Below are 14,217 nucleotides of genomic sequence, written 5' to 3'. Positions count from 1 at the left end.
TTCGATTCGCTTATTCATCCCCATTTGAGAGACACCTTCATGACTGCGCGCACCACCACTTTTGGTTTCCCACAAAGGTTATTTACCCGTCGCCCTCTGGCACTGATGATTGCGCTGCTTTCCGGCGGCGCAAGTTCGCTGGCCTTCGCCGAACAAACGGTGGTGGTTTCGGCCAACGGTGGTGCCGCTGTCGGGCAGGAAAATCCGTGGGGACCGGCGGCCACCGTTGCTGCGAAACGCAGCGCTACCGGTACCAAAACGGATACGCCGATTGAAAAGAACCCGCAGTCGGTTTCCGTGGTCACGCGTGAAGAGATGGAGATGCGCAACGTCAGCAGCGTCAAGCAGGCGTTTAACTATACGCCAGGCGTACTCACCGGCAACCGCGGCAGCTCTTCGGTCATTGACGCGCTGTCGATTCGCGGCTTTAGCGAAACCAACACCAATCAGTATCTTGATGGGCTTAAGCTGCAGGGTGACAACTACTCTGAATTCGCTATCGATCCCTATTTTCTGGAGCGGGCTGAACTGCTGCGCGGTCCGGTTTCCGTGCTGTACGGTAAAAGCAATCCCGGCGGTGTTGTCGCTTTAGTCAGCAAGCGTCCCACTCAGGAAACGCTGCGCGAAGTCCAGTTCCAGATTGGCAACCATAATCTTTACTCCACCGGTTTCGACTTTGGCGGTGCCATAGACGATGCGGGCGTATACAGCTATCGCCTGACAGGCCAGGCCAGCAGCCAGGATGCCCAACAGGCGAACAATAAACAAAAGCGTTACACTATCGCCCCTTCATTCAGCTGGCGTCCGGATGAAAATACCCGTTTAGATCTGCTGACCTATTTCCAGAACGAGCCGGACACCGGCTACTACGGCTGGCTGCCGCGTGAAGGGACCGTTGTGCCGATCACCCGGCCTGATGGCAGCCAGTACAAACTGCCGACCAACTTTGATGAGGGCGAGAAGAGCAACCGCATCTCACGCAACACCAAAATGCTGGGCTACAGCTTCGAGCACCGTTTTGATGATACCTGGACGGTGCGTCAGAATCTGCGCTATGACGAGTTAACCACGGATTACCGCAGTATTTACGGCTTTGGTTATAATCCGGACACGCAGCTGATTACGCGCAATTCAGCACTTTCCAAAGAGAAGCTGAACCAGTTTGCTGTGGACAATCAGGTACAGGCTAAATTTGCCACCGGTGAACTCGCTCATACCTTATTGCTTGGCGTTGATTTCCAGCGTACCCGTAATGATATTGACGCACAGTTCGGTACGGCAACAGCGTTAAATCCGTTTAACCCGCAATATGGCAATGATACGACTTCGCCCTATGCTGAACCCTACAAGCACTTAAATAAACAGCGCCAGACAGGTTTGTATGCGCAGGATCAGATGGAGTGGGATCGCTGGGTTCTGACGTTAGGTGGCCGATATGATTACGCCATGACGTCAGTATACAACCGCTATAACGGTAATCTCGATCGTCAAAACGATCAGGCCTTTACCTGGCGCGGCGGTCTGAACTACGTATTCGATAACGGTATCGCACCTTACTTCAGCTACAGCGAAGCCTTCCTTCCTAATGCGGGCTCGACGTATGAGGGGAACGCGTTCGATCCTTCTCGGGCTAAGCAGTATGAAGCCGGTGTGAAATATGTACCGAAAGATCGGCCAATCGTCATGACAGCCGCGGTATATGAACTGACTAAGACCAAAAATCTGACGGCAGATCCCAACCCATTGCATCCGTTTGCCAGCATCCAGAGTGGCGAAATCCGTTCTCGCGGTGTGGAACTGGAAGCCAAAGCGGCGCTAAACGCCAACGTAAACCTGACGGCCTCTTATACCTATACCGATGCCGAGTATACGGAAGATACCCAGCTCCAGGGCAAAACCCCGGTACAGGTGCCCAAACACATGGCGTCACTGTGGAGTGACTATACCTTCCACGAAACCGCGCTGTCAGGCGTCACGGTCGGAGCGGGCGTCCGTTACGTGGGCGAAAGTCAGGGGCTGTATAGCACAGGTCCTGATGTCAACCAGAACTTTAGCGTGGCGGGTTATACCACTGTCGATGCTGCACTGAAATATGATTTAGGACGTTTTGGTTTGCCTGGCTCAACGGTAGGCGTTAACGTTAACAACCTGTTTAACCGCGACTACGTTGCCAGTTGTTACCGTGAGTATGCGTGCTACTGGGGCGCTGAACGGCAGATTACAGGTACCGCCACGTTCCGGTTCTGATAGATGAGGGCGCTCCGGCGCCCGTTTACAGGGATTACCATGCAGCTTCCGCAGCATCAACAAACGACCTTCCAATTGGAGAATGCCAGCTTTCGTGTACCCGGTCGCACGCTTCTCCAGCCGCTGTCTCTCTCTTTTACACCAGGCAAAGTGACCGCACTGATAGGTCATAACGGTTCAGGCAAATCCACGCTGTTAAAAATGTTGGGACGGCATCACGCGGCCAGCGAAGGCCGGGTGCTCCTTAACGGTCGGCCTGTAGAGAGCTTAAAAAGCAAAGTGTTTGCCCGTGAGGTCGCCTATTTACCGCAGCAGTTACCGGCTGCCGAAGGCATGACGGTGCGTGAGCTGGTGGCCATCGGGCGTTATCCCTGGCATGGGGCGCTGGGACGTTTCAGTCAGGAGGACCGGGCACGCGTTGAGCAGGCGATTTCGCTCGTCGGATTAACGCCTTTTGCCTCTCGTCTGGTAGACAGCTTATCGGGTGGGGAACGGCAACGGGCCTGGCTGGCGATGATGGTGGCGCAAAACAGCCGCTGTCTGCTGCTGGATGAACCCACTTCCGCACTGGACATTGCCCACCAGGTGGACGTGCTGGCCCTGATTCAGACGCTGAGCCGGGAGCATGGCTTAACCGTCATTACCGTATTGCATGACATCAACATGGCGGCCCGTTACTGCGACCATCTGGTGGCATTACGTGGCGGCGGGCTTATCGCGCAAGGCGGCCCGGAGCACATCATGCAGGCGGACGTTTTGCAGGATATCTATGGTATTCCAATGGGGATCTTTCCCCATCCTGGCGGCGGCGCGCCGGTGAGCTTTGTGTGTTAAGGACAGGATAATGCCCGATTTATTCCGCCGTCGCCTGATGATGGCGATGGCGTTATCGCCACTGATGAGCCCCTTTTCACTCCAGGCGGCGCAGCCCGATCCCGCTCGCATCATCGCGCTGGAGTGGTTACCCACCGAACTGCTGCTGGCGTTAGGCGTTAAGCCCTTTGGGGTCGCCGATGTGCATAATTATAATATCTGGGTCGGGCAGCCAGCCTTGCCTGCCGGCGTGGTGGATGTTGGGCTGCGTACCGAGCCTAACCTTGAACTGATGACCCAGATGCATCCCTCCCTGATTCTCTGTTCAAACGGCTATGGACCGCCTAAAGAGAAACTCCAGCGTATTGCGCCCATTATGGGGTTTGACCTGCACGGCGGCGACGGTAAACCCTTGTCGCGCGCGCGTGTCTCGCTGCGCGCGCTCGGAGCCAGGCTGGGGCGAGAGGCTCAGGCTGAAGCGCATCTGCAATACGTGGATGCGGAAATCGCCGCAGCCCGTCAGCGTCTGGCTCCCTATGCCGGACGCGCTATCTTGCTGATGTCACTGCTTGACAGCCGCCATGCCATCACCTTCGGTAAGAACAGCTTATTCCTTGAAGTCATGGAACGGCTTGGCCTGAAGAATGCCTGGCAGGGAGAAACCAATTTCTGGGGAAGTTCAGTGATTGGCCTGGAAAGGCTGGCGGCGTTTCACGATGTCGAAGCCATCTGCTTCGACCACGACAATGCGGCCGTTATGCAGCAGCTGTCGCGCAGCCCGCTGTGGCAGGCAATGCCTTTTGTCCATGGCGGTCATTTTCAACGCGTACCGGCGGTCTGGTACTACGGGGCAACATTGTCGGCCCTGCATTTTATACGCGTGCTGGAACATGCGCTGGAGAAGGTCTGATGCGGCATCGTTATTTTCCTGTCACCGTGCTGAGCGTCCTGTTTCTGCTCGCACTGGCGCTCACCGCGATAAACCTTCAGCAGGCCCTGCCTCCGGGGCAGTGGACTCAGGCCTTGTGGTCACCGGATACCGCTAATGTCCAGCAGATGGTGTTTCACTACAGTTTGCTGCCGCGCTGGGCGCTGGCGCTGTTGGTGGGTGCCGGTCTGGGATTAGCGGGCTTGCTGTTTCAACAGGTACTGCGAAACCCGCTGGCGGAACCGGGAACGCTAGGGGTTTCATCCGGCGCACAGTTGGGGATCACCGTCGCCACATTGTGGCACCTGCCGGGCGGAGCACTCACCCAGCAGCTTGCCGCCTCAGGTGGTGCGTTGCTGGTGGGGGCGCTGGTCTTTAGCGTGGCCTGGAGTAAACGCTTATCGCCCGTTACCCTGATTCTGGCAGGGCTGGTCCTGAGTCTCTACAGCGGGGCGGTTAATCAGATCTTCGCCATCTTCAATCACGACCAGTTGCAAAATATGTTCTTGTGGAGCACGGGCACACTGAACCAGATGAGCTGGGACAGCGTTACCCAGCTCTGGCCGCGCCTGGTGCTGGCGCTGATACTGTCACTGGCGCTTCTGCGGCCGCTGACGCTCATGGGGTTGGACGATGGCGTGGCAAAAAACCTCGGGCTGGCCCTGTCCGTCACCCGGTTAGCGATTCTGGCGCTGGCAATACTGCTGAGCGCACAGCTGGTGAGCGTCGCCGGCATCATTGGTTTTATCGGCCTGTTTGCGCCGCTGCTGGCAAGGCTGCTCGGTGGACGCCGCTTGCTGAGCCGCATGCTGCTGGCTCCGCTGATTGGCGCATTGCTGCTGTGGCTGGCGGATGCCTGCGTCCTGAGGCTTACGACGCACTGGCGCGAGGTTTCCACCGGCACGGTGACGGCGTTACTGGGCGTGCCGATTCTGCTCTGGCTGCTCCCGCGCCTGCGGACGGGGTCCGTTCCCCCCGCACTGGATCAGGGCGACAGCGTGCCGGTTGAACGTCATCATTTTCTGCGCTGGAGCCTGACCGGTCTGGTGGTGCTAGGCATGCTGGCCTGGCTCTGTCTGGCGTTTGGACGGGACGCTCAAGGCTGGATCTGGACCCAGGGTGACATGCTACAGCAGCTGCTTCCGTGGCGCGCACCGCGTGTGCTGGCGGCCCTGGCGGTAGGCTTAATGCTGGGCGTAGCCGGTAGCCTGATCCAGCGACTGACTGGTAACCCGATGGCCAGCCCGGAAGTCTTGGGCATCAGTTCCGGCGCGGCCTGTGGTGTGGTCGTGATGTTATTCCTGGTACCCGGTAATGCGCTGGCGTTTCTGTTGCCTGCCGGTGCGCTGGGCGCAGCGGTAACCCTGGCGATCATTATGCTGGTTGCCAGCCGTGGCGGGTTTTCACCCGAACGCATGCTGTTGGCCGGGATGGCGTTAAACAGCGCTTTTGTCACCATTCTGATGTTGTTGATGGCCAGTGGCGATCCCCGGATGTCGGGTTTACTGACCTGGATCTCCGGCTCGACCTATAACGTCAGCGCCACCCAGGCGCTGCAAAGTGCAGGCTGTGCAGTCGTGCTGGTGTCGTTAGCGCCGCTGGCCAGCCGCTGGCTCACGCTGCTGCCTTTGGGAAGCGCCACGGCGCGCTCGGCCGGCATGGCGCTCACCGCCTCGCGGCTGGCGCTGCTGCTGCTGGCCGCGGCCTTAACGGCCAGTGCCACGCTGACGATTGGGCCATTGAGCTTCGTGGGGCTGATGGCACCACACATGGCGCGCATGCTGGGGTTCCGTCGCGCGTTGCCGCAGCTGTTACTGTCGGGTGTGCTTGGCGCAGGTTTAATGATGATAGCTGACTGGTGTGGGCGAATGGTGGCGTTCCCAAACCAAATTCCGGCGGGATTGATGGCCACATTTTTAGGGGCACCCTATTTTATTTGGTTATTGCGGCGCGCTCGTTAAAAAAAAGACCGGCGTTTGCCGGTCTGCATTTTTTACAGCTTAGCGAAGCAGCGACGGGCGGCATCGACAGTGTGCTGAATGTCCTCTGCGCTGTGCGCCAGCGACATAAAGCCGGCTTCAAAGGCGGACGGCGCAAAGTAAACGCCTTCTTCAAGCATCAGGTGGAAAAAGCGCTTGAAGCGTTCAACATCGCACTGCGTCACATCTTTATAGCAGGTGACGCTGTCGGCATCGGTAAAGAACAGGCCAAACATTCCGCCAACCTGATTCACCACCACCGGAATATTTTCCTGTTTTGCCGCGTCGAGCAGTCCCTGCGCTAACTGTGAGGTCAGACGATTGAGTTTGTCATGCATGCCCGGCTGGGCAATCTGGGTTAAGCAGGCATAGCCGGCAGCCATAGCGACAGGGTTACCGGACAGCGTACCCGCCTGATAAACCGGTCCGGTCGGTGCCAGTGCCTCCATGACTTCGCGACGGCCGCCAAAAGCACCCACCGGCATACCGCCACCGATGATTTTGCCGAGGCAGGTGAGATCCGGTTTGACGTTGTAGTACTCTTGCGCACCGCCCAGGGCAACGCGGAAACCCGTCATCACTTCATCGATAATCAGCAGTGCGCCAAACTCATCACAGAGCGCGCGCAGGCCGGGTAAGAATTCGGGTTGGGGCGGAATACAGTTCATGTTTCCGGCCACGGGCTCGACAATAATGGCGGCGATAGCCTGCGGATACTGTTCAAACGCCGCGCGCACCGAATCCAGATCGTTATATGTACAGGTCAGCGTATGCTTGGCAAAATCGGCGGGCACGCCCGGTGAGTTAGGCTGCCCCAGCGTCAGCGCACCGGAACCGGCTTTCACCAGCAGATGGTCGGCATGACCGTGGTAGCACCCTTCAAACTTGATGATTTTGTCGCGACCGGTAAAACCGCGCGCCAGACGAATCGCGCTCATGGTGGCTTCGGTGCCGGAGTTCACCATGCGCACCATTTCCATGCTGGGAACCAGTTTACAAACCAGCTGCGCCATGGTGACTTCCATCTCGGTTGGTGCCCCGAAGCTCAGGCCGCGCTGGGCAGCCTCAATCACGGCCTGACGAATGCCATCATTGTTATGTCCCAGCACCATCGGGCCCCATGACCCAACATAGTCGATGTACTTTTTACCGTCGGCGTCATAAAGATATGCACCGTCAGCATGCTCAATGAACAGCGGAACGCCACCCACACCGGTAAACGCCCGTACCGGCGAGTTCACACCGCCGGGGATCAGGCGTTGTGCTTCGGCGAACAGTTCTTCAGACTTACTCATTTTCGGCTCCAGCAGTTCATAAAATATCGGGCTATTCTACGGAAGAGGGGCTGCTGACGAAAGGCCGCTATAATCATCAAAGTGAATCCGGCACAGAGTGCGAAGCTGAAAGCTTGATTGCGCCGGTTCGCTGGCAGATAATAGCAATATTGAGGTCGTTTTCTGACCCGGACGTTTACGGAGTAACTCATGAGTGATGAAGTAGTAGCACTGCCGTTGCAGTTTACCGACGCAGCAGCCAAAAAAGTTAAGAATCTGATTGCTGACGAAGAGAACCCGGCACTGAAGCTGCGTGTGTATATCACTGGTGGTGGTTGCAGCGGCTTTCAGTATGGTTTTACATTCGACGATCAAATGAACGACGGCGACATGACCATTGAAAAGCAGGGCGTCTCGCTGGTGGTTGATCCCATGAGCCTGCAGTATCTGGTGGGCGGTTCTGTGGATTACACGGAAGGGCTGGAAGGATCGCGCTTTATCGTCACCAACCCTAACGCCAAAACCACCTGCGGCTGCGGGTCGTCATTCAGTATCTGATTATCGGGCCGCCTCAGCGGGCGGCCTCGGCTACCATTCAACCGTCACCAGACGATCGTTCGTCCCGCTGCTTCCCTGTCGCTTTAACACCGTTTGTGTCACGCGCGGCTGTGCGTTTATCTGACGACCGCACTCAACCTGCGGCACAGACTGACCCATTGAACGGTTAATTTCACAACGTGAATAGATGACGAGTCTGACGTTAATAGAGCCGGTCGTCGATCCCGCGTAGGCCTGCTGCGCGATCAGAAGCCCTATGGCCAGAAGCGGTGCTTTGGTCATATTTAAATTCCTGGTGTAGTCGAATGCGCTAAGCGCTAAAACGGACATCGGGCATACGTGGCACGTGTCTCATACTTAAAATTAACGGCAGTCAGGGTGATTTCTTTAGTTGACGGTGTAACGCATGCAGAACCGACAGCATTATTTAACCGGGTGCAGGCCTTTACACAGTTGGTCGGCGGCTAACAGGATGCGCGGTCCCGGACGGCTGAGCCAGTCGTCGTTAATGGCAATCACGCTGACGTTAAGCTGCGGTCGCCAGAACTGCGCCGTGTGACTTGCCTGCTGTGCATCACCTGTTGTGACGATGACCTGCGGATGGCGCATCAGCACCTGTTCCCGGCTCACCTGGGGCCAGCTCACCGCACTGTCGGCAAAGATATTCTGCCCGCCACACAGCCTGATGATATCGTTTTGCAGCGTCGCCTTAGCCGCGGTAAACATGGGCGAAAAGCCAAACTGCAGAAAGACGGGAACGGGATGTTGTGTGTGGTAGCGCTCCCGCAAAGCCGCTTCCTGCTGGCGCAGCTCCCCGGCGGTTTGTGCGGCACGTTGCGGAGCTGGACTCCACTTTGCTAATCCTGCCAGTGCATCAATCATGCCATCCAGCGTTGCGGCATTGACCCATTCAACCTTAATACCCAATTGCTGCAGCTGGTCTACCTGACGCTGCGGATTGCCGCCGCGCCACGCCAACACCACATCGGGTTTAAGCTGCAAAATACGTTCAAGATTGATGCCCTGCCAGTTAGCGACCTGTTCAATGTTTTTTGCTTCAGGCGGATAGCTGGACCAGGCGCTGACCGCAATCGGGGTAATACCTGCGGCAAAGGCGAGCTCAGTCAAATGGGGAGCAAGGGTGATGACGCGGGGTGGGGCAGCATACAGGCTGCTGCTCAACAGCAGCAGCCAGCACAACAACAGCCGTTTAGCCACGTGCCAGACGGACCAGCAAATTTTCAACCATCAGTGACGACTGCTTGGCCGCGACGCTCAGAAACTCGTCAAAACTCAGGTGTGATTCCTTATCGGCCACGTCGGAAATCGCTCTGACGACCACAAAAGGCACCTGGAACTGATGACAGACATGGCCGATGGCGGTCGCTTCCATTTCAACCGCAATAGCCTGTGGGAAGGTCGCCCGGATGCGCGCCAGGGGCTCAGCCCCGTTGATAAACGCATCGCCGCTCACCACCAGGCCGCGAACCGCGTTCAGGTTGAGCTGCTTAATGCAGGCTTCCGCCTCGGCAATCAGGGCGCTGTCAGCCGTAAAGGCAGCCGGACAACCTGCCATCTGGCCCGGCTCATAGCCAAACGCGGTCACATCGGCATCGTGATAGCGCACTTCTTCCGACACCACGATGTCACCTACGGCTAACGTCGGGGCTAAACCGCCTGCGGAACCGGTATTAATAACGAGATCGGGTTTACACAGCTGCAGCAACAGCGTGGTGCCAAGGGCTGCCGAGGTTTTACCAATGCCTGATTTCAGCAAGGCAACGTCAACACCATTGAGTGTGCCAGTGTAAATTTCACAGCCCGCCAGAGACAGAGTCTGACGATTTTCAATTTTGTCACGCAGCAGGGTCACTTCCTGCTCCATTGCGCCAATGATGCCTGCTTTCATTTTGCGTCTCGCTAATGTAATGAATGTAAAAATCGGGCATAGTCTATCATGGCACTGACGGGATCATTTCACGAAAAAATAAGGGGACAGGTATGGCGGCGATCAATTTCAGGAAGAAGATCAGCTTCACTCGCCCTTATAGCAACCGTAAAGATCCGCAAGGTGAATATTTTATTACCCGCCATTTTGAAAGCGATCGTGGACGCATCATTAATTCGGCGGCCATTCGCCGACTGCAACAAAAAACCCAGGTCTTTCCGCTTGAGCGCAACGCCGCCGTCCGTTCACGCCTGACGCATTCGCTTGAAGTGCAGCAAACCGGTCGATATATCAGCAAAGAGATTCTGCAAACCTTAAAAATGCAGGGTGGGCTGGCAAAATATGGACTGGACGACATGGAAGGGGCCTTTGAAAGTCTGGTCGAAATGGCGTGTCTGTTGCATGACGTCGGGAATCCTCCGTTCGGGCATTTTGGCGAAGCTGCCATTAACGACTGGTTTGAAGATAATCTGGCTGCCGAACTGGTCGATCCGCTGGTGGCTGGCGTCGAAAGCGAAGAGCAGCGCCAGTCCTTCGATCAAATGAACGCTATGATTCGTCAGGATTTATGCCATTTTGAAGGCAATGCCCAGGCGATCCGTATGGTGCACACCTTGCTGCAGCTCAACCTGAGCTACTCTCAGGTGGCCTGTATTCTTAAATATACCGCGCCGGCATGGTGGCAGGGTGAGAAACCGGCCGAATTTAGCGTATTAATGAAAAAGCCAGGCTTTTATTTGTCTGAGCGGGAATATATCAGCGATCTCCGTGCCGCGACGCATCTGACGGAGCATCATCGCTTCCCGCTGACCTATATCATGGAAGCGGCGGATGACATTTCATATTGTATTGCCGATTTGGATGACGCCGTCGAAAAAGCCATTTTCAATGTCGACAGTTTGTATGAATTCCTCAGCAAAGCCTGGGGGCCAATAAATAACAATGATGCGTTCAGCCGTACCGTAGGTGAGGCCTGGCGCGAAGCAGGAAGTAAAAAACGCCGCAGCCGAAGCGATCAATTTTTCATGTCCCTCCGGGTTAATGTTCAGAACGTTCTGGTCACCTATGCCGTTAAACGTTTTATCGACAATCTGCCCGCTATTTTTGATGGAAACTTCAACCATGCATTATTAGAAGACGGCGGCGAAGAGGGGCGTTTATTACAAATATTTAAAACTGTAGCACGACAGCAGGTGTTTAATCATTCCGAAGTTGAACAGCTGGAGCTGCAGGGTTATCGCGTCATAAAGGGGTTGCTTGAAATATACCAACCGTTAATGATGTTGAATTATGAAGACTTTACTACACTGATAAATGAAGATTTTTTGCGCAACCATCCGATTGAGACACGTCTTTTCCATAAACTTTCCGGAAAGCACAGAAAAGCCTATCTGCATAAAATGCGCACGCTGGTTGTTGAACACAAATATGAGCGTTTGTTATGGGAACGTTATTATCGCTTTCGTCTGATTCAGGATTACATTAGCGGCATGACCGATCTCTATGCCTGGGATGAGTACCGTCGTTTGATGGCGGTGGAATAAGCAGAGAATTGTAAAGAGCGCGAATAAATTTTTACCTTTGCCTAAAACTTTTCGAGGAACTTCGCGCTAAAACATTTATCTCAACATTCGACCACAGCAATGGTCAGTATATCCATCATTGTGAGATACCAAAATGAAAAAAACCTCGTTAATGTTAAGCGCTCTGGCGCTTAGTCTTGGCATGGCACTGACCCCTGTGAGTGCTTTCGCTGCGGAGACATCCTCTTCCGTTTCATCTTCCCCAAGCCAGCCGTTGCCAAGCCTTGCCCCCATGCTGGAGAAGGTGATGCCTTCCGTTGTGAGCATCAGCGTGGAAGGCAGTACAACGGTCAAAACGCCGCGTATGCCGCAGCAGTTCCAGCAATTTTTTGGCGATAATTCGCCTTTCTGTCAGGACGGTTCTCCGTTCATGGGCTCGCCGCTGTGCCAGGGCGCGGGCGGGAGCGGCGGCGGTGCGCCTGTAGGCCCGGATACGCAGCAGCAAAAATTCAGAGCGCTGGGTTCTGGCGTGATCATTAACGCAGAAAAAGGCTATGTGGTAACCAACAACCACGTGGTCAACGATGCGACGAAAATTCAGGTCAAACTGAGCGATGGTCGTAGCTACGACGCCAAAGTCATCGGCAAAGATCCCAGCTCGGATATAGCGCTGATTCAGCTGGAAGGCGCGAAAAATCTGACCGCCATTAAAATGGCTGACTCTGATAATTTGCGCGTTGGCGATTATACCGTAGCAATCGGTAACCCCTATGGTCTGGGCGAAACCGTAACCTCGGGCATCGTGTCGGCGTTGGGACGCAGTGGTCTGAACGTTGAGAACTATGAAAACTTTATCCAGACCGATGCCGCGATTAACCGCGGTAACTCGGGTGGCGCGCTGGTGAACCTCAACGGTGAGCTGATTGGTATTAACACCGCGATTCTGGCCCCAGACGGCGGCAACATTGGTATTGGTTTTGCCATCCCCAGCAACATGGTGAAAAACCTGACCGCACAGATGGTGGAGTATGGTCAGGTGAAACGCGGTGAGCTGGGTATCATGGGAACAGAGCTCAACTCTGAACTGGCTAAAGCGATGAAGGTCGATGCGCAGCGCGGCGCCTTTGTTAGTCAGGTCGTGCCCAATTCCGCGGCAGCGAAAGGCGGTATTAAAGCGGGTGACGTGATCGTTTCTATGAACGGCAAGCCGCTCACCAGCTTTGCCTCGCTGCGCGCTGAAGTCGGCTCTTTACCGGTAGGCACGACGCTGAAGCTGGGCCTGCTGCGTGATGGTAAACCGCTGGATGTCTCCGTGCAGCTGCAGCAGAGCACCCAGGACAAAGTGCAGTCCGCTACGATTTACACCGGCATTGAAGGTGCAGATCTGAGTAATAACGCAGGCAAAGAGAAAGGCGTGCGGGTCGATAGCGTGAAAGCGGGCAGTGCGGCGGCAAGAGTGGGTCTGAAAAAAGGCGACCTGATTCTTGGCGTCAACCAGCAGCCGGTAACCAACTTAGGGGAACTACGCAAGATCCTCGATACCAAACCACCGGTACTGGCGCTGAATGTGCAACGTGGCGACACATCGCTCTACCTGCTGATGCAGTAATCACTGCTTGATGCTTATCAGGCGGACTTCGGTCCGCCTTTTTTATGGCACAGATCACAAATGTGATGCCTGCCGCATTTCTGCCAAAGCCGGCGCGGCTATGGGCGAATGCATAATGTTCTCCGCGTGTCACACGGCTATTCTGTCCTTCCTCTCATATGACTCAGGAGATAAGGATGGCTACCTGTCATCTCGACGCGCGGCTGGCGCAGGAAATTGTTGCGCGCACCATGAAAATCATTGATGGCAATGTCAACGTGATGGATGCGCGTGGGCGAATCATTGGCAGTGGTGACAGGGAGCGCATCGGGGAGTTGCATGAGGGCGCGCTGTTGGTGTTGTCTCAGGGGCGCATCGTGGATATCGACGATGCTGTGGCAAAACATCTGCACGGCGTGCGGCCAGGCATCAATCTTCCGCTACGTATTGACGGGGCGATCGTGGGCGTCATTGGCCTGACAGGCGAGCCGGGCGCACTGCGTCACTATGGCGAATTAGTCTGTATGGCGGCAGAGATGATGCTGGAGCAGGCCCGGCTATTACATATGCTGGCTCAGGACAGCCGACTGCGTGAAGAGCTGGTGCTCAACCTGATAAGAAGTGATGCGCTGACGCCACAGCTGACAGAGTGGGCACAGCGCCTGGGTATCGATCTTAATCAGCCCCGCGTGGTGGCGGTGATCGAAGTCGACAGCGGGCAGTTAGGCGTGGACAGCGCCATGTCTGAATTACAGCAGCTGCAAACCTTACTCACCACCCCCGTTCGGGATAACCTGATAGCCATTGTGTCGCTAACTGAAATGGTCGTACTGAAACCGGCATTAAACACACACGGACGTTACGACCGTCACGATCATCGCAAGCGGGTTGAGCAACTGATGCAGCGAATGAACGAAAGCGGTCATCTGCGCATGCGTATTGCGCTGGGCAACTTCTTTACCGGTCCGGGCAGCATCGCCCGCTCTTACCGCACTGCGCGCACCACCATGGCCGTTGGAAAGCAGCGCATGCCAGACGTCCGCAGCTATTTTTATCAGGATCTGATGCTGCCGGTATTACTGGACAGTTTACGCGGTGGCTGGCAGGCGAACGAGCTGGCACGTCCGCTGGAAAAACTGAAAAGCATGGACAGCAACGGTTTGCTGCGCCGGACCTTAAGCGCATGGTTCAGCAATAACGTCCAGCCCGGCGCAACATCACGCGCGCTGTTTATTCATCGTAATACGCTGGAGTATCGACTGAATCGGATTGCTGAGTTAACCGGCCTGAATCTTGGTCATTTTGACGATCGATTACTGCTGTATATTGCGTTACAGCTGGATGAGCAGGGCTGATGAC

The 14,217-nt window shown here is 55.6% G+C and carries 12 protein-coding genes; 8 read left to right on the top strand and 4 right to left on the bottom strand.

Annotated elements, in window-relative coordinates; all coding sequences use genetic code 11:
* The first annotated feature begins 39 nt into the window (after nt 1-39).
* The 4 genes from fhuA to fhuB are packed head-to-tail and all read left to right on the top strand — an operon-like array spanning nt 40 to nt 5,949.
* Entirely contained in the window at nt 40-2,247 is a 2,208-nt protein-coding gene (fhuA, locus tag P9J57_RS16710; RefSeq protein ID WP_483279304.1) for a ferrichrome porin FhuA, read from the top strand.
* 39 nt (nt 2,248-2,286) lie between these two features.
* On the top strand, nt 2,287-3,081 hold the full coding sequence (gene fhuC / locus P9J57_RS16705) for a Fe3+-hydroxamate ABC transporter ATP-binding protein FhuC (protein WP_014606558.1): 795 nt from the start codon (nt 2,287-2,289) through the stop codon (nt 3,079-3,081).
* 10 nt (nt 3,082-3,091) lie between these two features.
* A complete protein-coding gene (gene fhuD, locus P9J57_RS16700) occupies nt 3,092-3,970 on the top strand; it encodes a Fe(3+)-hydroxamate ABC transporter substrate-binding protein FhuD (RefSeq protein ID WP_029571028.1) in 879 nt (292 codons plus the stop codon).
* The gene (fhuB, locus tag P9J57_RS16695) at nt 3,970-5,949 is read left to right on the top strand and encodes a Fe(3+)-hydroxamate ABC transporter permease FhuB (RefSeq protein WP_483279303.1); all 1,980 of its coding nucleotides are present in this window, start codon (nt 3,970-3,972) and stop codon (nt 5,947-5,949) included. Before fhuD ends, fhuB begins: the two co-directional genes overlap by 1 nt.
* A 32-nt stretch (nt 5,950-5,981) precedes the next feature.
* Here fhuB and hemL read toward each other — a convergent pair whose 3' ends face one another.
* On the bottom strand, nt 5,982-7,262 hold the full coding sequence (gene hemL, locus P9J57_RS16690; protein ID WP_014592952.1) for a glutamate-1-semialdehyde 2,1-aminomutase: 1,281 nt from the start codon (nt 7,260-7,262) through the stop codon (nt 5,982-5,984).
* A 189-nt stretch (nt 7,263-7,451) separates the two neighbouring features.
* On the opposite strand from hemL, the gene erpA reads away from it, so the two are divergent.
* On the top strand, nt 7,452-7,799 hold the full coding sequence (gene erpA, locus P9J57_RS16685) for an iron-sulfur cluster insertion protein ErpA (protein ID WP_013024674.1): 348 nt from the start codon (nt 7,452-7,454) through the stop codon (nt 7,797-7,799).
* 30 nt (nt 7,800-7,829) lie between these two features.
* Here the strand turns inward: erpA and P9J57_RS16680 are convergent, their stop codons facing one another.
* From P9J57_RS16680 to mtnN, 3 genes are all read right to left on the bottom strand, one after another.
* Nucleotides 7,830-8,081 (bottom strand): hypothetical protein, encoded by a 252-nt coding sequence (locus P9J57_RS16680; protein ID WP_041930705.1) that lies wholly within the window; start codon nt 8,079-8,081, stop codon nt 7,830-7,832.
* Between the two features lie 141 nt (nt 8,082-8,222).
* On the bottom strand, nt 8,223-9,017 hold the full coding sequence (gene btuF, locus P9J57_RS16675; RefSeq protein WP_483279302.1) for a vitamin B12 ABC transporter substrate-binding protein BtuF: 795 nt from the start codon (nt 9,015-9,017) through the stop codon (nt 8,223-8,225).
* Nucleotides 9,010-9,708, bottom strand: coding sequence for a 5'-methylthioadenosine/S-adenosylhomocysteine nucleosidase (gene mtnN, locus P9J57_RS16670; RefSeq protein WP_483279301.1), 699 nt, complete (start codon nt 9,706-9,708; stop codon nt 9,010-9,012). The genes btuF and mtnN overlap by 8 nt, the downstream gene beginning before the upstream one ends.
* 92 nt (nt 9,709-9,800) lie before the next feature.
* On the opposite strand from mtnN, the gene dgt reads away from it, so the two are divergent.
* The 3 genes from dgt to P9J57_RS16655 all read left to right on the top strand — a co-directional run bounded on the left by dgt (nt 9,801) and on the right by P9J57_RS16655 (nt 14,213).
* Nucleotides 9,801-11,291: a dGTPase gene (gene dgt / locus P9J57_RS16665; protein ID WP_019106443.1), complete on the top strand. Its 1,491-nt coding sequence runs from the start codon at nt 9,801-9,803 to the stop codon at nt 11,289-11,291.
* Nucleotides 11,292-11,424: 133 nt separating this feature from the next.
* Nucleotides 11,425-12,879, top strand: a complete 1,455-nt coding sequence (gene degP, locus P9J57_RS16660) for a serine endoprotease DegP (protein ID WP_483279300.1) — start codon at nt 11,425-11,427, stop codon at nt 12,877-12,879.
* A gap of 176 nt (nt 12,880-13,055) precedes the next feature.
* Nucleotides 13,056-14,213, top strand: a complete 1,158-nt coding sequence (locus P9J57_RS16655) for a CdaR family transcriptional regulator (RefSeq protein ID WP_014606551.1) — start codon at nt 13,056-13,058, stop codon at nt 14,211-14,213.
* Nucleotides 14,214-14,217: the final 4 nt, after the last annotated feature.

This window comes from Pantoea sp. nfd-35 (genome assembly GCF_056892255.1).
Note: the sequence above shows the minus strand (reverse complement) of the source record. Positions and strands in the feature narration are given on the sequence as shown.

Excerpts from the sequence above, each read along its gene's own strand:
- hemL (WP_014592952.1), bottom strand. The coding sequence starts at position 7,262 with ATGAGTAAGTCTGAAGAACTGTTCGCCGAAGCACAACGCCTGATCCCC.
- fhuA (WP_483279304.1), top strand. The coding sequence starts at position 40 with ATGACTGCGCGCACCACCACTTTTGGTTTCCCACAAAGGTTATTTACC.
- P9J57_RS16655 (WP_014606551.1), top strand. The coding sequence starts at position 13,056 with ATGGCTACCTGTCATCTCGACGCGCGGCTGGCGCAGGAAATTGTTGCG.
- fhuC (WP_014606558.1), top strand. The coding sequence starts at position 2,287 with ATGCAGCTTCCGCAGCATCAACAAACGACCTTCCAATTGGAGAATGCC.
- degP (WP_483279300.1), top strand. The coding sequence starts at position 11,425 with ATGAAAAAAACCTCGTTAATGTTAAGCGCTCTGGCGCTTAGTCTTGGC.
- fhuB (WP_483279303.1), top strand. The coding sequence starts at position 3,970 with ATGCGGCATCGTTATTTTCCTGTCACCGTGCTGAGCGTCCTGTTTCTG.
- mtnN (WP_483279301.1), bottom strand. The coding sequence starts at position 9,708 with ATGAAAGCAGGCATCATTGGCGCAATGGAGCAGGAAGTGACCCTGCTG.
- dgt (WP_019106443.1), top strand. The coding sequence starts at position 9,801 with ATGGCGGCGATCAATTTCAGGAAGAAGATCAGCTTCACTCGCCCTTAT.
- fhuD (WP_029571028.1), top strand. The coding sequence starts at position 3,092 with ATGCCCGATTTATTCCGCCGTCGCCTGATGATGGCGATGGCGTTATCG.
- P9J57_RS16680 (WP_041930705.1), bottom strand. The coding sequence starts at position 8,081 with ATGACCAAAGCACCGCTTCTGGCCATAGGGCTTCTGATCGCGCAGCAG.
- erpA (WP_013024674.1), top strand. The coding sequence starts at position 7,452 with ATGAGTGATGAAGTAGTAGCACTGCCGTTGCAGTTTACCGACGCAGCA.